We start from the raw sequence: 22,357 nt of genomic DNA, 5'->3' as shown, positions 1-22,357 counted from the left end.
CGGCTACGCGCATCCGGCGCGATCGCGCCGGTGGCCGTCGCCGGCAGCAACGACGGCTTTGCGCCGTCGCGTCCATTTTGCGGCCCATCCCGAACGCCGTCACCCGCATCCGTCGGCGTATTCCGGGTTTCGTCGCATCGCGCCGTTCGCTGGCGATTACCCGCCATCGCTGGTGGCGGCGACGTCAGCGCTGCTTTAGATCAGCGCCGCCCCAGCGCGTACACGATGGTCTCCAACGCCGTCACCCCTTCGACGACGAAGCCCGGTTGCTGGGCCAGGATGTCGCGGCGTTCCAGCGTGGTCACATCCCAGTCGCGCGCATACAACGCGCGCACTTCCGCTTCGCTGACGCAGAACGGCGGGCCCTGCTTCTCGTGTTGCGGGTACTCCAGCGTGATCAGCAGGCCGCGACAGCCTGGCTGCAGGCGCGGATAGAGTTCGTCCGCGTAGCGCTGCCGCAACGGCGGCGGCAGCGCGATCAGCGCCGCGCGGTCGAACACCGCCGCGCAGTCGCCCAGCGCCTGCGCATCGAGCGCGAACGCGTCGCCGCAGATCAGCTCGATCGCGCCGGCGCGGTAGTGGCTCCCGTAGCGCGATTCCGACACCTCCGGCGTCAGCCCGAGTTCGGCGAAGAAGGCCTCCACCGCCAGCTGCGACAGTTCCACGCCCAGCACGCGGTGGCCCTGCGAGGCGAACCAGGCCATGTCCAGGGTCTTGCCGGCCAGCGGCACGAACACCCGGCTGCCGCCGGCCAGGCCCAGCGACGGCCAGTGCTTCAACAACAACGGCGAGGGCCTGTCCTGGTGGAAGCCGATCTGGTTGTCCTGCCAGCGCTGGTGCCAGAAGTCCGCGTCCATCGCGCTTACTCCACCGACAGGCCTTCGACCTTCTGCCAGCCGCGCGGCAACAGGCCGCCGCGGGTCGCGCGCGCGCCCAGGTAGGCCTCCAGGTCCTTGAACGACAGGCTCATGGTGCGCGCGCCGGAGCGCACGCTCAGAGTCGCGCCGGGCGCGACCACCGCCACCGCCACCACCCGCTCGGTGCCGAGCTTGGCCTTGGGGATGTCGATGATCTTGTTGCCCTTGCCCTTATCCAGCTCGGGCAGTTCCGCCACCGGGAACGCGAGCAGGTGGCCGACGTTGGTCACCGCCACCACCCGGCCCTGGGCGGCGTCGCCGACCGCGGCCGGCTGCAGCACCCGCGCGTTGGGCGTGAGCGAAAGCATGGCCTTGCCGGCCTTGTTGCGGCCGGTGAGGTTCTCGAAACGGGTCACGAAGCCGTAGCCGTGGCTGCTGGCCAGCACGAAGCGGTGGTCGTCGTCGCCCGCGGCCAGGGCCTGGAACGAGGCGCCCGCGGCCGGCGAGAAGCGGCCGGTCAGCGGTTCGCCGTTGCCGCGTGCCGAGGGCAGGCCGTGGATCACCGTGGAGTAGGCGCGGCCGGTGGAGTCCAGGAACGCCACCTGCTGGGTGCTGCGGCCCTTGGCCGCGCCCAGCAGCGCATCGCCTTCGCGGTAGTTGAGCGTGGACGCGTCGATGTCGTGGCCCTTGGCCGCGCGCACCCAGCCCTTCTCGCTGAGCACCACGGTCATGGGCTCGCTGGGCACCAGTTCGGTTTCCGACAGCGCCTGCGCGGCGTTGCGCGAAACCAGCGGCGAGCGGCGCGCGTCGCCGAACTTCTTGGCGTCGGCCAGCAGCTCGTCCTTGATCAGCTTCTTCAGCCGGGCCTTGCTGCCCAGGGTCGCGATCAGCTGCTCGCGCTCCTTCTCCAATTCGGCTTCTTCGCCGCGGATCTTCATTTCTTCCAGGCGCGCGAGCTGGCGCAGCCGGGTTTCCAGGATGTAGTCGGTCTGCTCCTCGCTGAGGTCGAAGCGGCGCATCAGCACCGGCCGCGGCTCGTCCTCGCTGCGGATGATGCGGATCACCTCGTCCAGGTTGAGGAAAGCGATCAGCAAGCCGGCCAACAGATGCAGGCGGCGCTCGACCTTGTCCAGCCGGTGCTTGAGGCGGCGGGTCACGGTGTCGCTGCGGAACGACAGCCATTCGCCGAGGAAGGCCTTGAGCCCCTTCACCTGCGGGCGGCCGTCCAGGCCGATCACGTTGAAGTTGACCCGGTAGCTGCGCTCCAGGTCGGTGGTGGCGAACAGGTGGCCCATCAGCTGTTCGACGTCGACGCGGTTGGAGCGCGGCACCAGCACGATGCGGGTGGGGTTGGCGTGGTCGGACTCGTCGCGGATGTCCTCCAGCCAGGGCAGCTTCTTGGCCCGCATCTGGGTCGCGATCTGCTCGATCACCTTGCCCGGCGAGGTCTGGTAGGGCAGGGCGGTGACCACCAGGTTGCCGTTGTCCTTCTCGTACACGGCGCGCGCGCGCACGCTGCCCAGGCCGGACTCGTACATCGCGATCAGGTCGCTGCGCGGGGTGATGATCTCGGCCGTGGTCGGATAGTCCGGGCCCAGCACGTGCTCGCACAGATCGCGCGTGGTCGCGTCCGGGTCGTCGAGCAGGCGCACGCAGGCGCTGACCACTTCGTTGAGGTTGTGCGGCGGCACGTCGGTGGCCATGCCCACGGCGATGCCGGTGGTGCCGTTGAGCAGCAGGTGCGGCAGGCGCGCCGGCAGCCAGGTCGGCTCCTCCAGGGTGCCGTCGAAGTTCGGCGTCCAGTCCACCGTGCCCTGGCCCAGCTCGCCCAACAGCACCTCGGCGATGGGGGTCAGCTTGGACTCGGTGTAGCGCATGGCTGCGAACGACTTGGGATCGTCGCTGGAACCGAAGTTGCCCTGGCCCTCCACCAGCGGGTAGCGGTACGAGAACGGCTGCGCCATCAGCACCATCGCCTCGTAGCAGGCGCTGTCGCCGTGCGGGTGGTACTTGCCGATCACGTCGCCGACGGTGCGCGCGGACTTCTTCGGCTTGGAGGCGGCGTTCAGGCCTAGCTCGCTCATCGAATACACGATGCGGCGCTGCACCGGCTTGAGGCCGTCGCCCAGGAACGGCAGGGCGCGGTCCAGGACCACGTACATCGAGTAGTCGAGGTAGGCGCGCTCGGCGTACTCGCGCAGCGGGATCTGTTCGAAGCCGTGGAAGACCGGACGTACGGAATCAGTCATGGAACGCAAAGCACTCGCGATAGGGATCGACGGGATTCTAACCGGCGTCGCGCTCTTGCTCGCCCCGTGCGAGGACGCGCCGCGGGGCGGCGGCCGGATGGGCGCGGCAGCGGCCGCCTGTGCCGGATCGGGCATTGAACCGGCGTTGTGACAAAACCGTTGACAGCCGCCTCACCGCACCGCAACATACGCCTCCCGCAGCGCTGCTGGCGCGGCGGTAGGCCCAGGTGGCGGAATTGGTAGACGCACTAGTTTCAGGTACTAGCGGGTAAAACCGTGGAGGTTCGAGTCCTCTCCTGGGCACCACTCTTCAAGAAGAACCCCTGAGAAATCAGGGGTTTTTCGTTTTCGGGCTCCGTGCTTGCGCGGCGCCGCCCGACGCGTCGAGACGATGCGCGCCCGCAACCGCCCGACGACGCCGTATTCATGGTGATGTGCGACCATGACGGGCATGAGTAAAAAAGGCCCGGCCGGGGGCAAACCCGGCAAAACCACCCGCGCCGCCGGCGCGAAGGCCGGCAGCAAGCCGGCGGGCGGCAAAAAGACCGCCACCAAGAAAGCCGCGCCGCGACCGGCCTGGCTGCCCGAGAACCTGCAGCACGGCCCGCCGGCCAAGTCCGGCAAGCCCGCGCGCAAAGCCGCGGCGCCGTCGCCGCGCCCGCACGGCGCGCCGCCGGCGTATCACGATCCCTACGCCGAACGCGAAGCGGCGCGCTACGAGCAGCCCATCGCCAGCCGCGAGGCCATCCTGCAGTTGCTGTCCTCCGCCGACGGCCCGATGCGCGCCGAGGAACTGGCGCAGACCCTGGGCCTGAGCGCGCCCGACCGCGCCGATGCGCTGGGCAAGCGCCTGGCGGCGATGCTGCGCGAAGGCCAGCTGCTGCAGAACCGCAAGGGCGAATTCGCGCCCGCCGCGCGCATGGACCTGATCGCCGGCGTGGTCATCGCCAACCCCGACGGCTTCGGCTTCCTGCGTCCGGAATCCGGCGGCGGCGACGACCTGTTCCTGCCGCCGTTCGAGATGCGCAAGGCCATGCACGGCGATCGCGTGCTGGCCAGCGTGACCGGCGTGGACCGCCGCGGCCGCCGCGAAGGCGCCATCGTCGAAGTGCTGGAGCGCCGCCTCAACCGCTTGATCGGCCGCTTCGTGCTGGAGTCGGGCATCAGCTACGTGGTGCCCGACGACCGCCGCATCCAGCGTAACGTGCAGATTCCGCCCGATGCGCGCATGGACGCTAGCAACGGCCAGTTGGTGGTGTGCGAACTGCTGCAGGCGCCCGACCCGAAACGGCCGCCGATCGGCCGCGTGCTGACGGTGCTGGGCGAACGCCTGACCGCCTCGCTGGCGGTGCAGGCCGCGATCCACGGCCACGAGCTGCCGCACGAGTTCCCGCAGTCGGTGCTGGACGAGGCTGCGGCGGTGCCGCTGACGGTGCCGCCGGAGGTCGCCGCGCAACGCGTGGACCTGCGCGCGATGCCGCTGGTGACCATCGATGGCGAAGACGCCAAGGACTTCGACGACGCAGTCTATTGCGAGCCCAACCGCGACGGCTTCCGCCTGGTGGTGGCCATCGCCGACGTCTCGCACTACGTGCGCCCGGGCACGCCGCTGGACGAGGAAGCCACGCGCCGCGCGACCTCGGTCTACTTCCCCGGTTTCGTGGTGCCGATGCTGCCGGAGACGCTGTCCAACGGCATCTGCTCGCTCAAGCCCAAGGTCGACCGGCTGTGCTTCGTCTGCGACATGCAGGTGGACCGCGATGGCCTGGTCAGCCATTCCAAGTTCTACGAAGCGGTGATGAACTCGCACGCGCGCCTGACCTACACCCAGGTCTGGAACGCGGTGGGCGAGGGCATCCCCGAGCAGGAGCGCGACGAAGCGCTGGGCGTGATCGGCTCGCTGCTGCCGCAGGTGCAGCGCCTGCACCAGCTGTTCCAGGTGCTGCTGAAGGCGCGCCAGCGCCGCGGCGCGATCGAGTTCGAATCCAGCGAGGTCCGCTTCGTGCTGGACGCACGCGGCGAAGTGGTGCAGGCCGGCATGCTCCAGCGCAACGACGCGCACAAGCTGATCGAGGAATGCATGATCGCCGCCAATGTCGAGGCGGCCAAGTTCCTGATCCAGGCCGAGGTGCCGGCGCCGTTCCGCATCCACGAGCGCCCGCCGGAACAGAAGTACGCGGACCTGGAGGAGTTCCTCAAGGAGTTCAAGCTGCGCATGCCGCCGTGGGCGCAGGTGCAGCCGCGCGACTTCACCGCGTTGCTGAAGAAGGTGCGCGAGCGCCCCGACGCGGCCCTGATCGAATCGGTGCTGCTGCGCAGCCAGAGCCTGGCGGTGTACGCGCCGCAGAACGTGGGCCACTTCGGCCTGGCGCTGGAGGCCTACGCCCACTTCACCTCGCCGATCCGCCGCTATCCCGACTTGCTGGTGCACCGCGCGATCAAGCACGCGATCGGCGGCCAGCGCCCGGACCGTTTCGTGTATTCGCCGCGCGAGATGGCCGCGCTGGCGCTGCAGTGCTCCGAGCGCGAGCGCCGCGCCGACGAGGCCGAACGCGAGGTCGACGAGCGTTACCGCGCCGCGTGGATGGAAAAGCACGTGGGCGGCGAGTTCGAGGGCACGATCAGCGGCGTGACCAGCTTCGGCCTGTTCGTCGAACTGGACGAATCCAAGGTCAACGGCCTGATCCACGTGACCCAGCTGCCGCACGACTATTACCACTTCGACCCGATCCGCAAGACTTTGCAGGGCGAGCGCACGGGTCGCGAGTTCCGCCTGGGCGACCGGGTGTCGATCGTGGTGATGAAGGCCAGCGTGGAAGACCGCAAGATCGACTTCCGCCTGGTCGAGGAGCGCGGCGTGAAGCCGCCGCCGCCGCGTGGGCTGCCGGCCAAGCGGGTGAAGCAGAAGTACTGAGGCACTGGGCCCGGGGGGGCGCGCCTAGCCCCCTTTTTCAAAGAGGGGGGACTGCTGCCGTCGGGCCGGTCGGACGCCAGTAGCTTAGAATTCTCCGCCTAGCCCCAACCCCGTTTTCGGAACCCCCATGAGCCAGAAACAATGGATCGCCGGCATCAACGCAGTCTCGGCGGCGATCGAGCACGATGCCGACAACGTGCGCGAAGTGCTGATCGAAGCCGGCGCCAAGAACCCGCGCCTGGCCGAGATCGAAAGCAACGCGCGCCGTGCCGGCATCGATGTGCGCCGGGTCGCGGGGCAGGCGCTGGACGGCGTGGCCGGCGGCCTGCGCCACCAGGGCGCGGTGGCGCGTTACGCCGCGGCCAAGACCTGGGGCGAAAGCGAACTGCAGGGCCTGGTCGAAGGCGCCGAGGGCCGCGCCTTGGTGCTGGTGCTCGACGGCGTGCAGGACCCGCACAACCTGGGCGCCTGCCTGCGCAGCGCGGCCGCGGCCGGGGTCACGGTCGTCATCATTCCCAAAGACCGCGCGGTGCAGATCAACGCCACCGTGCGCAAGACCTCGGCCGGCGCCGCCGACAGCATTCCGATCATTCCGGTCACCAACCTGGCGCGCAGCCTGCGCGAGCTGCAGCAGCTGGGCGTGTGGCTGTACGGCCTGGCCGGCGAAGCCGAAGCCTCGCTCTACGACCTGGACCTGCGCGGCAACGTCGGCCTGGTGCTCGGCGGCGAAGCCGACGGCCTGCGCCGCCTGACCCGCGAGAACTGCGACCAGCTGGTCAAGATCCCCATGCCCGGCGGCGCGGCCGAAGGCGCGGCGGTGGAGAGCCTGAACGTATCCGTGGCCGCGGGCGTGACCCTGTTCGAAGCGGTGCGCCAGCGCAGCCGTTGAGTCGCGCTCCCAGCGCACGCCGGCAGGCAATGAACCCCCCGCTGACCCGGCGCCCGGCTCCGCGCTCACGGGCGCGGGCACGCCCTTATAATGGCCCTCGACCCGAGACGACTCGGGTCCGCGCAGCCCGGCCGCCATGGCCATACGATGCGGCGCGCGTTTCGCAAGGGGACGGCCCCATCGACATGGGAGTTCCGTCATGCCCTGGATCCTGCTGATTCTCGCCGGCCTGTTCGAAGTGGGCTGGGCGATCGGCCTCAAGTACACCGAGGGTTTCACCCGCCTGTGGCCGTCCGTGGGCACGGTCGCGGCGATGGCGATCAGCGTGGGCCTGCTGGGCCTGGCGATGAAGTCGCTGCCGGTGGGCACGGCCTACGCGATCTGGGTGGGCGTGGGCGCGGTGGGCACGGTGATCCTGGGCACCCTCCTGTTCGACGAGCCGATGAACGCCTTGCGCGCGGGCAGCATCGTACTGATCGTGGCCGGCCTGGTCGGCTTGAAGCTGGCCACGCCGTAACGCGCAACCCGCTCCGGCGCGATACCGTATCGCGCCGGAGCTTCAGCGAGAACGCCATGACGATACGCCGCGCCGAACGCAGCGACCGCGCGCGCCTGGTGCAGATCTGGGAGCATTCGGTCCGCGCCACCCACGACTTCCTCGGCGAGGCCGACATCGCCGAACTGCTGCCGCAGGTGCGCGACGTCTATCTGGATGCGGTCGAAGTCTGGGTATACGAAGACGCAGACGCCGTCGCCGGCTTCATCGGCCTGGCCGGCGCGCAAGTGGAAATGCTGTTCCTGGACCCGTTGCTGCGCGGCCGCGGCATCGGCACGCGCCTGCTGGATCACGCGCGCGCCCTGCACGGCGCCTTGACCGTCGACGTCAACGAACAAAACCCGCAGGCGCACGGTTTCTACCGGCGCTATGGCTTCGTCGATACCGGGCGCTCGGAGACCGATGCGCAGGGGCGGCATTTTCCGCTGATCCACATGGCGTTTTTGCCGCAATAAGCGCCACCGACGGGATCAGCCCACCGGCGCCGGCCAGGCATTGACCACCTTGCAAAACAGCTCCGCGGTGCGCTCGGCGTCGTACACGGCCGAGTGCGCCTCTTCGGCGTTCCAGTGGAAGCCCGCGGCCTGCACCGCACGCGCGAGCACGGTCTGGCCGTAGGCCAGGCCGCCCAGGGTCACGGTGTCGAACACGCTGAAAGGGTGGAAGGGGTTGCGCTTGTGGCCGCTGCGGGCGACGGCGGCGTTGAGGAAGTTGAGGTCGAAGTGGGCGTTGTGGCCGACCAGGATCGCGCGCTGGCAGCCGTGGCGCTTGCAGGCCTCGCGCACCGGCGCGAACACCGCTTCCAGCGCCGCGCGTTCGGGCTTGGCGTCGCGGAAGGGGTGGTCGATGTCGATGCCGGTGATTTCCAGCGACTTGGGGTCGATCAGGGTGCCCGGCGCGGGCACCACGTGCGCGCTGGTGGTGATGCCGGGGATCAGCTGGCCGTGCTCGTCCAGCTCCAGCGGCAGCACCGCGATTTCCAGCAGGGCATGGCGGTTCCAGTCGAAACCCCCGGTTTCGACATCGACCACGACCGGCAGGAAGCCGCGGAATCGGGTGTTCAAACGCAGTGGAGCCACAGCGGTGGAGGAGGCGGGGCCGGCATCGGTCATGCGTGAAAGCCTAGCAGACGCGCGTATCGGGCCTGCGGCGCGGCGGTCGCACGGGCGGTGCCCGCACCCCCGCCCGCGTCCGCAAGCGCGGGGACGAGGACGGGAGTGGGGCGTTCAACGTGTGTGGCGGCGCAGGGCCTGCGCCGCCAGCAGCGCCAGGCCGGCGGCGGCCAGCACCAGGCCGGGCAGCGGCAGCAGCATCGCCGCGACCGCGCCGAACAGCGCCGCGGCCACGCCCCAGGCCAGGGTGTCGGCCTGCGGTTGCGGCAGCGCGCCGCGGCGGGCGATCAGCGCGTCCAGGCTGAGCCGGCCGGGGCCGCGCAGGATCAGCGGCCACAGCATGACCAGGAACAGCAGCGGCAGCTTGTAGTTGCCCGCACCCTGGTCGGTGATCGCATAGCCCTGGGCGAGCTGGCTCAGGCCCATCCAGTCCTGCGGCCAGTGCACGGCGGCGATCGCGACCACGGTCAGCACGAACAGCGCGGCGGCGAACACGCGCGTGCCCAGGCCCAGCAGCAGGGCGATGCCGCCGATCAACTCGAACCATGTCGCCAGGCTCCAGCTCAGGTTCGCCGGCACGCGGTCGAACGGGAACGGGAACGCGGCCATTACGTCGCCGAACCAGTTTTCCCCGTGCAGTTTTTCGCGGCCGGATTCGTAGAACTCCCAGGCCAGGATCAGGCGCAGGCCCAGCGGCGCGGTCCAGGCGCCTAGGCCTTCGAGGCGGTCGCGCAGGGACGCGGCGCAGCGGAACAGGGACGGCATAGCGGTCTCTCGGAACGCGCCGGAACCGCCGGCGCTTTTCCCATAGAGGCGCCGACCGGGCCTAAGGGTTCGCGCTATCGAAGATCGCGCCGCCCAAGATCGCGCCGCTGGCGCGCATCTGCTGCAACAGCGCGTGGCCCTGGATCACGAAGCCCTCGACGTCGTCGCTGCCGGCCTCGGCCGCCAGCGCGCGCAGTTGCTCGCGGCCGCTGAGCTGCGGCGATTCGCTCAGGCGTTCGATCAGGCGGTAGGCCAGCGGGCTCAGTTCGGAGAACCGCACCTCGCCGTCGGCCTCGCGGCGCAGCAGCAGCAAGGTCGGCTGCGGCGGTGGCGCGTCGGGCCGGTAGTCCGGGCCGATGCGGTGCACCGGCCAGGCATAGGCCAGCGCCCAGGCCAGCGGCGATAGCGCCGGCGCGGCCTCGAGCAGGTCGGCGCCGCCGTCGATGGCGTCGGCGGGCTGCGCCTCGGACATCTGCAGCGCCAGTTCCACCCACTCGTAGTGCGCCAGTTCCGGCAGGAAGGCATAGGGCAGGGTGTCGCGGTCTTCAAGATAGCGCAGGAACTCGCGCGCCAGCTCCGGAAACAGCGGCGTGTGGCAACGGTGGTCGCGATAGAAGTCGCGCACCAGCGTGGCCCAGTCGTCCTCGCCCAGCAGCTCGGCGATCACCGGAAAGTTGCCCGACAGCAGGCCCAGCACGTTGTTGAACAGCAGGCCGCGGTAGATCTCCAGGCGCCGTTCCTCGATGCCGGACGGCGCCGGGCTGGCGCTGGGATCGCGCAGGTGCCGGGTCAGTTCGAACTGCTGCGCGCGCAGGCGCGCGGGCGCTTCGTGCTGCGGCTCAGCCATGGGCCTGGCGCGCCTGCGTGGGCGCATGCTCGCGCAGCACCGCGCGCACGGTGTCCAGCTCGGCCACCAGCTCGGCGTAGGGCGGGAAATTGAAGTCGCGTTCCAGCAGGGTCGGGCGCGCGCCGAAACGGCGGTAGGCCTCGCCCAGCAACGCCCACACCGCGTCCTTGACCGGCGCGCCGTGGGTGTCGATCTTCAGGTCCTCGGCCTCGTCGTAATGGCCGGCGACATGGATGTAGGCGATGCGCTCGCCCGGCAGCGCGGCCAGGAAGGCGCTGGCGTCGTAGCGGTGGTTGATCGCGTTGACGTAGACGTTGTTGACGTCCAGCAGCAGGTCGCAGTCGGCCTCGGCCAGGACCGCGTTGGTGAAGTCGATCTCGCTCATCTCCTGGTGTGGATGGGCGTAGGTCGAGGTGTTCTCGATGGCGATGCGCCGGCCGACGATGTCCTGGGTGCGGCGGATGCGCGCGGCCACGTGGTGCACCGCCTCCTCGGTGAAGGGGATGGGCAGCAGGTCGTAGAGGTGGCCGTCGTCGCTGCAATAGCTCAGGTGCTCGCTGTAGCAGCGCACCTGATGCTGGTCGAGGAAGCGGCGCACGCGGATCAGGAAGGTTTCGTCCAGCGGCGCGGTGCCGCCCAGCGACAGCGACAGGCCGTGGCAGACCAGCGGGTGGCGCGCGGACAGCTCGCGCAGGGCCTCGCCGTAGCGACCGCCGACGCCGATCCAGTTCTCCGGCGCCAATTCCAGGAAATCGAAATCGCCGGCCGCGGCCGACCGCAGCGGGCCCAGCAGGGCCCGCCGCAAGCCCAGTCCGACGGCGTCCGCATTCAGCGGACGCGCGCCGTCCATGGCGCGTGGCTCAGACCGAGCCACCGCACTTGCCTTCGCCGCACTTGCCTTCACCGGCCTTCTTCTTGTCCTTGTCGGCGCCGCACTTGCCTTCACCGCACTTGCCTTCGCCGGCCTTCTTCTTGTCGGCGCCGCACTTGCCTTCGCCGCACTTGCCCTCGGCGTGCTTCTTGTCCTTGTCGGCGCCGCAGCTGCCTTCGCCGGTCTTCTTGTCGGCGCCGCACTTGCCTTCGGCGGCCTTGGCGTCGGTGGCCTTGGCATCGGCGGCCTTCTCGGCCGTCTGCGCCTGCTGCGCACCCAGCACGTAGCCCTGGGCGAGGTCGCTCATGGCGAAGGCGGACGACGACAGGCCGATACCGCCTACCAGGGCGGCGCCGAGCGCGAGGGCGACGGGTTTCTTGATCTGCTTGGACATGCGCTTGCTCTCCATTACGTTGGCGATAATGACGGGGGCAACCCGCCGGTGGGAAACGCGGGGCGGACGCCGGGCGAGTGTGCCGGCTTCCGTGTATGAAAACTGTTCATGGATCCAGGTATTCGCGTGCCAGCACGCGCGCCCGGTGCAGGCGCGCCTTGACCGCTTCGCGGGTCAGCTCGAGGCGTTCGCCGATTTCGGCGATGGTCAGGCCCTCCAGGTCGCGCAACAGCACCACTTCGCGGTAGTGGTCCGGCAACGACTCCAGGGCGGCGGCCACGTCGTGGCGCCACTCGCAGGGCTCGGGCAGCACCACCGGCAGGATGTTCTCGGTGATGGCGTCGCCGGTCAACAGGCGCATGCCGCGCTTGAGCCGGTTGCACTCGCGCTTGACGATGCGGAAAGTCCAGGAGGCGAAGCACTCCAGCGAGCGCAGGTCGCGCAGCTTGCGCGAGACGGTGATCAGCGACTCCTGGACGGCGTCCTCGATGTCGTTGATCACGCAATGGAATTCGGCATAACGGCGCAGGTCCTGGCGCGAGTGCGCGAGCACCCGCTCCAGCGCCGCGCGATCGCCGGAATGGGCCGCGGCCAGGTCGCCATGAGCCATCGAAACCGTCATGCCCTTCGTATCCCTCCGAATCCTTGCCACATAAACCGTAGCGGGGCGCTACGGACATGTACCAAGAGTTAGGGATTACGGCAAACGGTTCGCCCCGGAGGCGACGCGGGCGGTTTTGTTGGGCTTCGGTTCAGCTGGCGAACGCTGGAACCGTTTGCAGGTTTGTTGCGCTGCAGCGCGAAACGGCGCCATGCGGGCGCCGCGGCCCGGCCCGCGATGCGGAGCCGGGCGGGGCGGTTTCAGACCGCGCCGGTGGTGTTGGTCGTGTCGCGCTTCTCGCGCGGCGGCAGCAGCTCTTCGCCCTTGACCAGGAACCAGACGTTCTCGGCGATGTTGGTGGCGTGGTCGCCGATGCGCTCGATGTTCTTGGCCATGAACAGCAGGTGCGTGCAGGGGGTGATGCTGCGCGCGTCCTCCATCATGTAGGTGAGCAGCTCGCGGAACAGGCCGGTGTAGGCGGTGTCGATCTCGGCGTCGCGCGCGCGCACGCGTTGGGCCAGCTCGATGTCGTTGTCGCGGTAGGCGGTCAGCACGTCGCGCAGCTGCTTCACCGCCAGGGTGCCCAGGGCATGCAGTCCGCCGATGTGCGGCAGCGGCGGCGACAGGTTCAGCGCGGTGGAGCGCTTGGCCACGTTGGCCGCGTAGTCGCCCACGCGTTCGATGTCGGCGGCGATGCGGATCGCGGCCAGGATCTCGCGCAGGTCGCGCGCCATCGGGCCGCGCAGGGCCAGCTTCATCACGTCGTGGCTGATTTCCTGCTCCAGCGCGTCGATCGCCTCGTCGTTGGCGATGATGCGCTCGGCGGCCTTGTCGTCGCGGCGTTCGACCACGTCCAGCGCGGCCTCCAGCTGCGAGGCGGCCATCTCGCCCATGCGCAGGGTTTCGTCCAGCAGGCGGCGCTGCTCTTCGTCGTAGCTCTTGACGATGTGGTCGTGCATGTGGGTGCTCATGAGTGTGTCCTGTTTGCCTTTCCCTTCTCCCGCCTGCGGGAGAAGGTGCCCGTAGGGCGGATGAGGGCGTGCGAAACGCGGATGACGGCGCGAGTTTGTTAGGCCGCGTGCCCTCACCCCAACCCCTCTCCCGCAAGCGTGAGAGGGGGCTCGTGTCGCCTTAGCCGAACCGGCCGGTGATGTAATCCTCGGTCTGCTGCTTGCTCGGCTTGGAGAAAATGGTTTCGGTGGGGCCGTGCTCGATCAGGTCGCCCAGGTACATGAAGGCGGTGAAGTCGGACACGCGCGCGGCCTGCTGCATGTTGTGGGTCACGATCGCGATCGTGTAGTCCTTCTTCAGCTCTTCCACCAGTTGCTCGATGCGGCTGGTGGAGATCGGGTCCAGCGCCGAGGTCGGCTCGTCGAGCAGCAGCACCGACGGGCGCAGAGCCACCGCGCGGGCGATGCACAGGCGCTGCTGCTGGCCGCCGGACAGGCCCAGCGCGCTCTGGCCGAGCTTGTCCTTGACCTCGTCCCACAGCGCGCCCTGGCGCAGCGCGTGCTCGACGCGGTCGTTCATCTCGCTCTTGGACAGCTTTTCGTGGTGGCGGATGCCGTAGGCCACGTTCTCGAAGATGGTCATCGGGAACGGCACCGGCTTCTGGAACACCATGCCGACCTTGCTGCGCAGGCGGTTCATCGGGTACTTCGGATCGAGAATGTTCTCGCCATCCAGCAGCACCTCGCCCCTGGCCTCCAGCTTGGGGTACAGGGCGTAGATGCGGTTGAAGATGCGCAGCAGGGTGGACTTGCCGCAGCCGGAGGGGCCGATCAAGGCGGTGACCTGCTTCTCCGGGATCTCCAGGTTGATGCTCTTGAGCGCGTGGAACTTGTCGTAGTAGAAGTCCAGCCCGCGCGCGGCGAGCTTGACCGGCGCGGCGGCCGTGGCGGCGGCGTCCCGCTCCGGGGTGGCGAGATTGAGGCGGGCGTCGTTCATGGCCGGAGTCCGGTCTAGGTTGCGAAGATTGAGGTCGGGGGTGCGCAGGTCAGTCATGGGAGACTCGCTTGCGCAGGATCACGGTGCGGGCGAACAGGCTGACGAACAGCACGAAGCAGGTCAGCACCAGGGCGCCTGCCCAGGCCAGCGTCTGCCAGGATTCGTAGGGGCTGCCGGCGAACTGGTTCATCACCACCGGCACGCTGGCCATCGGCTGCAGCACGTTCGCGCTCCAGTATTGGTTGCCGAAGGCGGTGAACAGCAGCGGCGCGGTTTCGCCGCTGATGCGCGCCAGCGCCAACAGGATGCCGGTGACGATGCCGGCCGAGGCGCTGCGGTACAGCACCTGCACGATCACCTTCCACTGCGGCACGCCCAGCGACAGCGCGGCTTCGCGCATCTGCGCCGGCACCAGCCGCAGCATCTCGTCGGTGGTGCGCACCACCACCGGCAGCACGATGAAGGCCAGGGCGATGGCGCCGGCCAGGGCCGAGAAGTTGCCGCCGGTCTGCATCACCACCAGGGTGTAGACGAACAGGCCCAGCACGATCGACGGCGCCGACAGCAGGATGTCGTTGACGAAGCGCACCACGGTGCCGATCTTGCGCGCGTTGCCGTACTCGGCCAGCCAGGTGCCGGCGGCGATGCCCAGCGGGGTGCCGATCAGGATGGCGATGGCGCACATCACCGCGCTGCCGAAGAAGGCGTTGAGCAGGCCGCCTTCCTGCATCGGCGGCGGCGTGTTCTGGGTGAACAGCGCCCAGTTGATGCCGCCCAGGCCCTTGGACACCAGGGTCCACAGGATCCAGCCGAGGAAGAACAGGCCGAACAGCGCGGCGGCGCAGGCGGCGAGGATCGCCACCGCGTTGCCGATGCGGCGGCGGCGGTACAGCGCGTCGGCGGCGCGGTGCTGCGCGGCCACGTCGGTGGGGTTGGCGGCGGCCATCAGTTGCCCTCCTTGCGCGCCAGTTGCATCAGCATCAGTCGCGCAGCCGCCAGCACCACGAAGGTGACGATGAACAGCACGAAGCCCAGCAGCAGCAGCGCCGAGCGGTAGGTTTCGGTGGCCTCGCCGAAGTCGTTGGCGATCAGCGCGGCGATGGTGGTGCCCGGCTCCAGCAGCGAGGCGGAGAAGTTGACCGAGTTGCCGATCACGAAGGCCACGGCCATGGTCTCGCCCAGGGCGCGGCCCAGGCCCAGGAAGATGCCGCCGATCACCGCCGAGCGGGTGTAGGGCAGGACGATGTCCCAGCTCACTTCCCACTTGGTCGAGCCCAGCGCGTAGGCCGATTCCTTCAGCCGCGTGGGCACGGTCAGGAACACTTCGCGCATGACCGAGGAGATGAAGGGAATGACCATGATCGCCAGCACGATGCCGGCGGTGAGCATGCCGATGCCCAGCGGCGGGCCCTGGAACAGCTTGCCGATCACCGGCCAGGTGCCGACGTGGTCGTTGAGCCAGGGCGTGACGTACTCGGTCATCACCGGCACCAGCACGAACAGGCCCCACATGCCGTAGATGATCGAGGGGATGCCGGCCAGCAGTTCGATCGCGGTGCCGATCGGGCCGCGCGCCCAGCGCGGCGCCACTTCGGTCAGGAAGAAGGCGATGCCGAAGCTCACCGGCACGGCGATGAGCATGGCGATCAGGGCGGTGACGATGGTGCCGTAGATCGGCACCAGCGCGCCGTACTGGTTCTCCACCGGGTTCCACTGCGCGGTGATGAAGAAGTCCAGCCCTTCGCTGGCGAGCACGCTGCGGCCGCCCCAGAGCATGGACAGCGCGGCGCCGGCCAGGGCGAACAGCACGAAGATCACCGTGGCGGTGAGCACGTAGCGGAACAGGCGGTCGTTGCGCGCGTCGGCGTGGTCGCGGGCTTGCGGTGCGGTCGTCGGTAAGGCGGTCGCGTTCATTGCGGGGTGGGGTCCGTCTGGGCCTGCGGGCTGGGTGGTGCTGTTGTTGTTGTTGTTGCTGTTGCTGTTGCCGTCATTCCCGCGAACGCGGGCTCTGCTTCACTTCGGCGTAGCCGAACATCCAGGGCTACATCGCGACGAACCTCTCATCGGGGCATGGCGCTGAAGTTTCTGGATCCCCGCCTACGCGGGGATGACGCATCGGCAAAGCCGAGCCCGCTTGCGCGGGCTCGGGCCGATGCGTCACTTGAACTCCGCCGCCCAATATCCCTCGATCTGCTTGACCAGTTCCGGCGGCAGCGGCACGTAGTCCAGACCCTTGGCTTGTTCCTGGCCCTGCTCGAAGGCCCACTTGAAGAACGCGCGGGTGTCGGCGGCGCGCTTGGCGTCCTTGGGCTGCTTGTACATCAGGATGAAGTTGGTGGCGGTGATCGGCCACGCGCCTTCGCCGGCGGCATTGGTGATGACCAGATTGAAGTCCTTGGCGTTAGCCCAATCGGCGCCCGCCGCGGCAGCCTGGAAGGCGGCGGCGTTGGGCTCGACGAACTTTCCGGCCGCGTTCTGCAGCTGGGTGTAGGCCATCTTGTTCTGCAGCGCGTAGGCCAGTTCGACGTAGCCGATCGAACCCTTGATCTGTTTCACGTACGAAGCCACGCCTTCGTTGCCCTTGCCGCCCACGCCGCCCGGCCACTGCACCGAGGTGCCTTCGCCGACCTTGCTCTTCCACTCCGGGCTGACCTTGGACAGGTAGTTGGCGAAGTTGAAGGTGGTGCCCGAACCGTCGGAGCGGTGGACGATGTTGATCTTGACCGCCGGCAGCGCCACGCCCGGGTTGACCGCGGCGATCGCCGGGTCGTTCCAGGTCGCGACCTTGCCCAGGAAGATGTCGGCCAGCAGCGGGCCGGTCAGGCGCAGCTTGCCGGCCTCGAGGCCTTCCACGTTGACCACCGGCACCACGCCGCCGATGGCGGAGGGGAACTGGCCCAGGCCCGCGGCGGCCAGCTCTTCCGGCGGCAGCGGCTTGTCGGAGGAACCGAAGTCGACGGTGCCGGCCTTGATCTGGGCGATGCCGCCGCCGGAGCCGATCGACTGGTAGTTGACCTTGGCGCCGGTGCTCTTGTGGTAGTCGTCCGACCATTTCGACAGCAGCGGATAGATGAAGGTGGCGCCGGCGCCGGTGATCTGCGCGGCAACCTTGTCGCCGGCCGGCGCGGCGCTGTCGGCGGCGGCGCCGTTGGCGGCCGGGGCCTTGCCCGCGTCGGTGCCGGGCTGGCAGGCGCTGGCGGCCAGCGCGATGGCGAGGGTGAGGGCGGCGAGGCGGGCCGGCGAGCGGGTCATGCGCAACTCCATATACAGGGGGTGCCGACTAGGCTCGTCGGCTGGCTGCGCCATTTGATGATCTTTTTGTTACAGCGCTATGACATCGTTCGGTAACGAATTTGTAGTGAAAGGCTGGTTGGGGCTGAGGCCCCTCTCCCGCCTGCGGGAGAGGGGTTGGGGTGAGGGCGCGCGGGGTGCCGGTCTCGCGCCGCCCCCGCATGTCGCGCGCCCTCATCCGCCCTTCGGGCACCTTCTCCCGCAGGCGGGAGAAGGGAAGACAGAGCCCCCAGAACGCAGAACGGGCCCGAAGGCCCGTTCCGTGCAACCGATCCGCAAGGATCAGTAATTCATGTTCGCCGACCAGTAAGCCTCGATCTGCTGCACCAGCGCCGGCGGCAGCGGGACGTAGTCCAGGGCCTTGGCCTGGGCGTCGCCGTTGGCGTAGGCCCAGCGGAAGAACTGCTTGGCGTTCTTGGCGCCTTCGGCGTTCTTGGGCTGGCGGTACATCAGGATGAAGTTGGTGGCGGTGATCGGCCAGGACTTGGCGCCCGGGGCGTTGGTCATCACCAGGTAGAAATCCTTGGCGTTGGCCCAGTCGGCGCTGGCGGCGGCGGCCTGGAAGCTCTCGTCGCTGGGAACGATGAAGTTGCCTTCGGCGTTCTTCACGCGCGAATAGGTCATCTTGTTCTGCAGCGCGTAGGACATCTCGACGTAGCCGATGCCGCCCTGGATCTGCTTGACGTAAGCGGCCACGCCTTCGTTGCCCTTGCCGCCGATGCCCACCGGCCACTTGACCGAGGTGCCTTCGCCGACCTTGGTCTTCCACTCGCCGCTGACCTTGGACAGGTAGTTGACGAAGTTGAAGGTGGTGCCCGAACCGTCGGAGCGGTGGACCACGGTGATCTTCTTGTTCGGCAGCTGGATGCCGCCGTTCAGGGCGACGATGGCCGGATCGTTCCACATCGTGATCTTGCCGAGGAAGATGTTGGCCAGGGTCTCGCCGTCGAGCTTCATCGCGCCCGAGGCCACGCCCGGCACGTTGACCACCGGCACCACGCCGCCGATCACCGACGGGAACTGGGCCAGGCCGAACTTGGCCAGCTCGTCGGGCTTGAGCGGGGCGTCGGAGGAACCGAAATCGACGGTGCCGGCCTTGATCTGGGCGATGCCGCCGCCGGAGCCGATCGACTGGTAGTTGACCTTCTTCTGGGTGGCCTTGGCGTAGTCGGACGACCACTTGGACATCAGCGGGAACACGAAGGAAGCGCCGGCGCCGGTGACGTCGGCGGCGTGGGCGTTGACGACGAAGGCGCTGGCGAGCGCGAGCGCGGCCAGGCGGAAGCGGATGGACTTGAACACGGAGGGCTCCTGAAGAGAGACGACGGGCACGGGCCCGCTCGGGGCGCATTTCATAACGGTTCGATGACAGTCGCGGGTCCGGTATGTGACAAACCGGTGACACGCGACTTGCGGTTGAAATCTGTCGGCCTTACCGCGGCGGCGCGCGCGCAACAAAAAGGGGCGCGGCGTTGCGGCCGCGCCCCGAAGGTTTTGCGAACGATACAGCGAGGGGGGAGAGAGAAGCGGTACCGCCCGACGATTACCAGTAGAACTGCATGCGCACTTCGGTGATGTTCGGGTTGTCGTCGACGTAGCGGCGGGTGGTGCCGCCGACCCACTTGCTGCTGTCGACCTTGACGTAGTTCAGCATGAACTTGAAGTTCGAGCGCCAGTACCAGTTCACGCCCACGGTCCAGGCGTCCTGTTCGCCGCCCAGCACGCCGGTGGTGGCGCCGGTGGTGGTGTTGCCGGTGCCGTCGTTGAGGTCGATGGTGTCGTAGCGCAGACCGACCTGCCACATGCCCAGGCCGGGGTTATCGGGCAGCGGGGTGGTCGGGGTGCCCGACTTGTAGCCCCAGCTCTCGCCGGTGATGTTCCACAGGCCGCTGATGTAGCCGCCGTCGAAGTCCACGTCGGGCGAGCCGCCGTAGCGCTGCACGCTGGTCTTCATGTACTCGCCCTGCAGCTTGAACGGGCCGCGCACCCACAGGCCTTCGAAGCCGGTGGTGGCGACGCGGTCGGAGCGGGTGATGTTGCCGGTGCTGACCAGGGTCTGCGAGATGTCGGCCAGCGGACGCGCGCTGAAGGACACGATGTCGCCGGTGTTGAGCGCGGCGGTGCCGCCCAGGTCGGCGTCGTAGTCCATGTGCGACAGGCCGAAGTGCAGGATGTTGCCGGTCTCGTTGATCGGCGCCCAGGTGCCGCGCAGACCGAAGCCGTTGCCGTGCTTGCGGTTACGCGTCAGCTCGCGGCTGAAGTAGGTGGCGTTGACGCCCCAGTTGACGTCGCCGTAGTAGTAGCCCACGCCGACGCGGCGGGCCACGCCGAAGGTGTTGGTGATCGAGCCCTTGGCGATGAAGTCGTTGTTCTTCGTCGACGACAGCTCTTCCATGCTGTTGGGCTGCTTGAACTGGCCCACCTGGATGAAGTGGTTGGCGTTGTTGCCGAACTTGTACTTGACGTTCACGTCCAGGAACTTGTCGTCCTTGGCGTCGTAACCCAGCACCCACTCGAAGTTGCCTGGGCCCTTGCCCTTGAGCACCAGCTCGGCGCGGCGCAGCTCGTTGTCGGAATCGGAGCCGTCCGGGGCGTCGACGTTGAGGTTCTTCAGGTCGTTGCCGTAGCTGTAGAAGTCGGCCTGCACCAGGCCTTCGAAGCTGACTTCGGAGTTGCCGATGACGTCCAGGGCGACTTCGGCGTGCGCGGCCGGCGCGGCGAGCGCGGCGAGCAGCGCGACGGACAGGGTGCTGCGGGAGAGTTTCATGGGGAAGCCCTAGGGCGTGGGTGGATGCCGCGCAGGCTAGGGTGTGAAAGTTGCGTAAATATGACAGGACTGACTTATTTCGCTGCCGTGACCGATTGGTGACGGTCCGGCCGGATGGGGTCAAGACCAGACGCGCGCCCGTCCATTCAGGCGGTCCGCTGGAACCGAGCTGCCGGGTCAGCGTCGCTCCGATCCGTCATCCCCGCGAAGGCGGGGATCCAGAGACTTCAGCGTCATGCCTGGATGAAGCCGTGGATCCCCGCGTTCGCGGGGATGACGAGCAAAGGCCGGGGCTATTCCCTAAACGACGAGCAGAGGCCAGGGCTGTCCCCCAGGCGCCGCCCTTAATCAGAGGCCACGGGCTCCGGCTCGCCCGGGGTCTTGTCCGGATAGCGGCACAGATCGCGGATCGCGCAGTGCGGGCAGTCGGGTTTGCGTGCCTTGCAGACGTAACGTCCGTGCAGGATCAGCCAGTGGTGGGCGTCGTGCAGGTAGTCCGGCGGCACCGCCTTGAGCAGGCCGTCCTCGACCGCGCGCACGGTCTTGCCCGGGGCCAGGCCGGTGCGGTTGGCGACCCGGAAGATGTGCGTGTCCACCGCCATGGTCGGCTCGCCGAAGGCGGTGTTGAGCACCACGTTGGCGGTCTTGCGGCCGACCCCGGGCAGGGCCTCCAGGGCGGCGCGGTCGCGCGGCACCTGGCCGCCGTGCTCGTCGAGCAGGCGTTGCGACAGGGCGACCACGTTGGCGGCCTTGGTGTTGTACAGGCCGATGGTGGCGATGTACGGCTTGAGCCCGTCCACGCCGAGAGCGGCGATGGCCTGCGGGGTGTTGGCCACCGGGAACAGCTTGCGCGTGGCCTTGTTCACGCCCACGTCGGTGGCCTGCGCCGACAGGGTCACCGCCACCAGCAGCTCGTAGGGCGTGCTGTATTCGAGTTCGGTGGTGGGGTGGGGGTTGAGCGCCTTGAGCCGCGCGAACATGTCCTCGGATTCGGCCGGGGACAGGCGGGCCGGGCGGCGCGGTTTGGCGACCGCTTTCTTCGCCGCCTTCTTGGCGGCCTTCTTCGCGGCGGGCGGGGCCGCGGCGCGGCGGCCGGGCTTGGCGGGCGGATGGCGGCTCATGGTTTGTGGCGTTCGGCGGCCTTGGCCTTGGCCCGCGCCAGCGCAGCGGCGGCAGCGGCGGGCAGGGCCGGAGCGGTGGCAACCGCGGGGCGGTCGGGCGTCGCGGCGACGGGCGCCGCATTGCGCAGCGCGGCGCGCTCCTGCACGCGCCGTTGCAGGCGCGCATCGCGCGCACGGTAGCGCTCGCGCGCCTGCAGCGCGCGCAGGCGCGCATCGCGCGCGTCGATCAAACCGCCGCGGCAGTCGTCGCTGCAGTCGTCGCAGGCGTCGCTGTCGAGCAGGCCCAGGCGCAGGGCGCCGTCCACGTCGTCCTGCGCCAGCGCCGCGACCATAGCGTGCGCCGGATGCTCGCGCGTGCAGCCGCAGCGGCAGGCGGCGCTCACGTGCCGGCGAACGCCGGCTTGCGCCGCTCCAGGAACGCCGCGGTGCCTTCGCGCATGTCGTCGGTGGCGAACATCAGGCCGAACTGCGCGGTCTCGTACTCCAGACCTTCTTCGATGCCGCACTCGCCGCCCACGGCCACGCAGTCCAGCACGCCGCGCAGCGCCAGCGGCGCGGACGCGGCCAGTTGTTCGGCCAGCTTGGCGGTTTCCGCTTCCAACTCGGCCGCCGGCACCACGCGGTTGACGATGCCCAGTTCGCGCGCGCGCTGGGCGTCGATGGGCGCGCCCACCAGGCACAGCTCCAGGGTGGCGGCGCGGCCGGCCAGGCGCAGCAGGCGCTGGGTGCCGCCGAAGCCGGGGATCAGGCCCAGGTTGACCTCGGGCTGGCCGAGCTTGGCGCTGTCGGCGGCGATGCGCAGGTGGCAGCCCATCGCCAGCTCCAGGCCGCCGCCCAGGGCGAAACCGTTGATCATGCCGATCACCGGCTTGGGCATCTTCTCGATCCGGCGCATCAGCTTCTGCCCGCGCAGGGAGAAGTCGCGGCCCTGGACCGGAGTCAGTCCGTTCATTTCGGCGATGTCGGCGCCGGCCACGAAGGCCTTGGGGCCGGCACCGGTCAGCACCACGCAGCGCACCGCCGGATCGGCCGCGGCGGCCTCGAAGGCCTCCAGCAGGGCGTCCAGGGTCTGGGCGTTGAGGGCGTTCAGCTTGTCGGGGCGGTTCACCGTGATCGTGCGCACGGCGCCGCGATCGGAGGTCAGCAGGGGCGATGAGGACATGTGAATAGGCGTTT

Annotated in this window: 23 protein-coding genes and 1 tRNA gene; 6 read left to right on the top strand and 18 right to left on the bottom strand. The window is 68.9% G+C overall.

What is annotated here, in order from left to right:
* Positions 1 to 200: 200 nt before the first annotated feature.
* Together DX914_RS07830 and parC are read right to left on the bottom strand one after the other, a co-directional pair.
* The gene (locus DX914_RS07830; protein WP_115858433.1) at positions 201 to 857 is read right to left on the bottom strand and encodes a thiopurine S-methyltransferase; all 657 of its coding nucleotides are present in this window, start codon (positions 855 to 857) and stop codon (positions 201 to 203) included.
* Between the two features lie 5 nt (positions 858 to 862).
* Positions 863 to 3,106 carry a DNA topoisomerase IV subunit A gene (gene parC / locus DX914_RS07825; protein ID WP_115858432.1) on the bottom strand — a complete coding sequence of 748 codons (2,244 nt, stop codon included), beginning with the start codon at positions 3,104 to 3,106 and terminating at the stop codon, positions 863 to 865.
* Between parC and DX914_RS20190 the strand changes: the two genes are divergently transcribed.
* The 6 genes from DX914_RS20190 (at position 3,105) to DX914_RS07800 (ending at position 7,920) form a co-directional block, all read left to right on the top strand.
* Entirely contained in the window at positions 3,105 to 3,257 is a 153-nt protein-coding gene (locus DX914_RS20190; protein WP_158549213.1) for a hypothetical protein, read from the top strand. The two genes, parC and DX914_RS20190, sit on opposite strands and share 2 nt — an antisense overlap.
* A 70-nt stretch (positions 3,258 to 3,327) precedes the next feature.
* A tRNA-Leu gene (locus tag DX914_RS07820) sits at positions 3,328 to 3,412 on the top strand.
* A gap of 145 nt (positions 3,413 to 3,557) precedes the next feature.
* A complete protein-coding gene (gene rnr / locus DX914_RS07815; RefSeq protein ID WP_115858431.1) occupies positions 3,558 to 6,020 on the top strand; it encodes a ribonuclease R in 2,463 nt (820 codons plus the stop codon).
* A 127-nt stretch (positions 6,021 to 6,147) separates the two neighbouring features.
* Positions 6,148 to 6,909 carry a 23S rRNA (guanosine(2251)-2'-O)-methyltransferase RlmB gene (rlmB, locus tag DX914_RS07810; RefSeq protein WP_115858430.1) on the top strand — a complete coding sequence of 254 codons (762 nt, stop codon included), beginning with the start codon at positions 6,148 to 6,150 and terminating at the stop codon, positions 6,907 to 6,909.
* Between the two features lie 199 nt (positions 6,910 to 7,108).
* The gene (sugE, locus tag DX914_RS07805) at positions 7,109 to 7,426 is read left to right on the top strand and encodes a quaternary ammonium compound efflux SMR transporter SugE (protein ID WP_115858429.1); all 318 of its coding nucleotides are present in this window, start codon (positions 7,109 to 7,111) and stop codon (positions 7,424 to 7,426) included.
* A 56-nt stretch (positions 7,427 to 7,482) separates the two neighbouring features.
* Entirely contained in the window at positions 7,483 to 7,920 is a 438-nt protein-coding gene (locus DX914_RS07800; RefSeq protein ID WP_115858428.1) for an acetyltransferase, read from the top strand.
* Between the two features lie 15 nt (positions 7,921 to 7,935).
* Here the strand turns inward: DX914_RS07800 and rnt are convergent, their stop codons facing one another.
* The 16 genes from rnt to DX914_RS07720 all read right to left on the bottom strand — a co-directional run bounded on the left by rnt (position 7,936) and on the right by DX914_RS07720 (position 22,343).
* On the bottom strand, positions 7,936 to 8,577 hold the full coding sequence (gene rnt, locus DX914_RS07795; RefSeq protein ID WP_115858427.1) for a ribonuclease T: 642 nt from the start codon (positions 8,575 to 8,577) through the stop codon (positions 7,936 to 7,938).
* 114 nt (positions 8,578 to 8,691) lie between these two features.
* Positions 8,692 to 9,342 (bottom strand): HvfX family Cu-binding RiPP maturation protein, encoded by a 651-nt coding sequence (locus tag DX914_RS07790; RefSeq protein ID WP_115858426.1) that lies wholly within the window; start codon positions 9,340 to 9,342, stop codon positions 8,692 to 8,694.
* A gap of 61 nt (positions 9,343 to 9,403) precedes the next feature.
* The gene (locus tag DX914_RS07785; RefSeq protein WP_115858425.1) at positions 9,404 to 10,189 is read right to left on the bottom strand and encodes an HvfC family RiPP maturation protein; all 786 of its coding nucleotides are present in this window, start codon (positions 10,187 to 10,189) and stop codon (positions 9,404 to 9,406) included.
* The gene (locus DX914_RS07780; protein WP_115858424.1) at positions 10,182 to 11,039 is read right to left on the bottom strand and encodes an HvfB family MNIO-type RiPP peptide maturase; all 858 of its coding nucleotides are present in this window, start codon (positions 11,037 to 11,039) and stop codon (positions 10,182 to 10,184) included. Before DX914_RS07780 ends, DX914_RS07785 begins: the two co-directional genes overlap by 8 nt.
* A gap of 10 nt (positions 11,040 to 11,049) precedes the next feature.
* On the bottom strand, positions 11,050 to 11,454 hold the full coding sequence (locus DX914_RS07775; RefSeq protein WP_115859182.1) for an HvfA family oxazolone/thioamide-modified RiPP metallophore: 405 nt from the start codon (positions 11,452 to 11,454) through the stop codon (positions 11,050 to 11,052).
* Positions 11,455 to 11,560: 106 nt separating this feature from the next.
* On the bottom strand, positions 11,561 to 12,076 hold the full coding sequence (locus DX914_RS07770; RefSeq protein ID WP_115858423.1) for an RNA polymerase sigma factor: 516 nt from the start codon (positions 12,074 to 12,076) through the stop codon (positions 11,561 to 11,563).
* Positions 12,077 to 12,315: 239 nt separating this feature from the next.
* Positions 12,316 to 13,026: a phosphate signaling complex protein PhoU gene (gene phoU / locus DX914_RS07765; protein WP_115858422.1), complete on the bottom strand. Its 711-nt coding sequence runs from the start codon at positions 13,024 to 13,026 to the stop codon at positions 12,316 to 12,318.
* A 160-nt stretch (positions 13,027 to 13,186) separates the two neighbouring features.
* Positions 13,187 to 14,002 (bottom strand): phosphate ABC transporter ATP-binding protein PstB, encoded by an 816-nt coding sequence (gene pstB, locus DX914_RS07760; protein ID WP_231118176.1) that lies wholly within the window; start codon positions 14,000 to 14,002, stop codon positions 13,187 to 13,189.
* Positions 14,003 to 14,051: 49 nt separating this feature from the next.
* Positions 14,052 to 14,948: a phosphate ABC transporter permease PstA gene (gene pstA / locus DX914_RS07755; protein ID WP_115858420.1), complete on the bottom strand. Its 897-nt coding sequence runs from the start codon at positions 14,946 to 14,948 to the stop codon at positions 14,052 to 14,054.
* On the bottom strand, positions 14,948 to 15,916 hold the full coding sequence (pstC, locus tag DX914_RS07750; RefSeq protein ID WP_115858419.1) for a phosphate ABC transporter permease subunit PstC: 969 nt from the start codon (positions 15,914 to 15,916) through the stop codon (positions 14,948 to 14,950). Before pstC ends, pstA begins: the two co-directional genes overlap by 1 nt.
* Before the next feature lie 243 nt (positions 15,917 to 16,159).
* A complete protein-coding gene (gene pstS / locus DX914_RS07745) occupies positions 16,160 to 17,254 on the bottom strand; it encodes a phosphate ABC transporter substrate-binding protein PstS (protein ID WP_115859181.1) in 1,095 nt (364 codons plus the stop codon).
* Between the two features lie 321 nt (positions 17,255 to 17,575).
* The gene (gene pstS / locus DX914_RS07740) at positions 17,576 to 18,649 is read right to left on the bottom strand and encodes a phosphate ABC transporter substrate-binding protein PstS (protein WP_196778846.1); all 1,074 of its coding nucleotides are present in this window, start codon (positions 18,647 to 18,649) and stop codon (positions 17,576 to 17,578) included.
* A gap of 187 nt (positions 18,650 to 18,836) precedes the next feature.
* Positions 18,837 to 20,060: an OprO/OprP family phosphate-selective porin gene (locus DX914_RS07735; protein ID WP_115858417.1), complete on the bottom strand. Its 1,224-nt coding sequence runs from the start codon at positions 20,058 to 20,060 to the stop codon at positions 18,837 to 18,839.
* Positions 20,061 to 20,404: 344 nt separating this feature from the next.
* Positions 20,405 to 21,040, bottom strand: a complete 636-nt coding sequence (gene nth, locus DX914_RS07730; protein WP_231118230.1) for an endonuclease III — start codon at positions 21,038 to 21,040, stop codon at positions 20,405 to 20,407.
* 137 nt (positions 21,041 to 21,177) lie between these two features.
* Positions 21,178 to 21,564, bottom strand: coding sequence for a hypothetical protein (locus tag DX914_RS20725; protein ID WP_331250643.1), 387 nt, complete (start codon positions 21,562 to 21,564; stop codon positions 21,178 to 21,180).
* Positions 21,561 to 22,343: an enoyl-CoA hydratase/isomerase family protein gene (locus tag DX914_RS07720; RefSeq protein WP_115858414.1), complete on the bottom strand. Its 783-nt coding sequence runs from the start codon at positions 22,341 to 22,343 to the stop codon at positions 21,561 to 21,563. Before DX914_RS07720 ends, DX914_RS20725 begins: the two co-directional genes overlap by 4 nt.
* Positions 22,344 to 22,357: the final 14 nt, after the last annotated feature.

This window comes from Lysobacter silvisoli, from assembly GCF_003382365.1.
Taxonomy (GTDB): domain Bacteria; phylum Pseudomonadota; class Gammaproteobacteria; order Xanthomonadales; family Xanthomonadaceae; genus Lysobacter; species Lysobacter silvisoli.
Note: the sequence above shows the minus strand (reverse complement) of the source record. Positions and strands in the feature narration are given on the sequence as shown.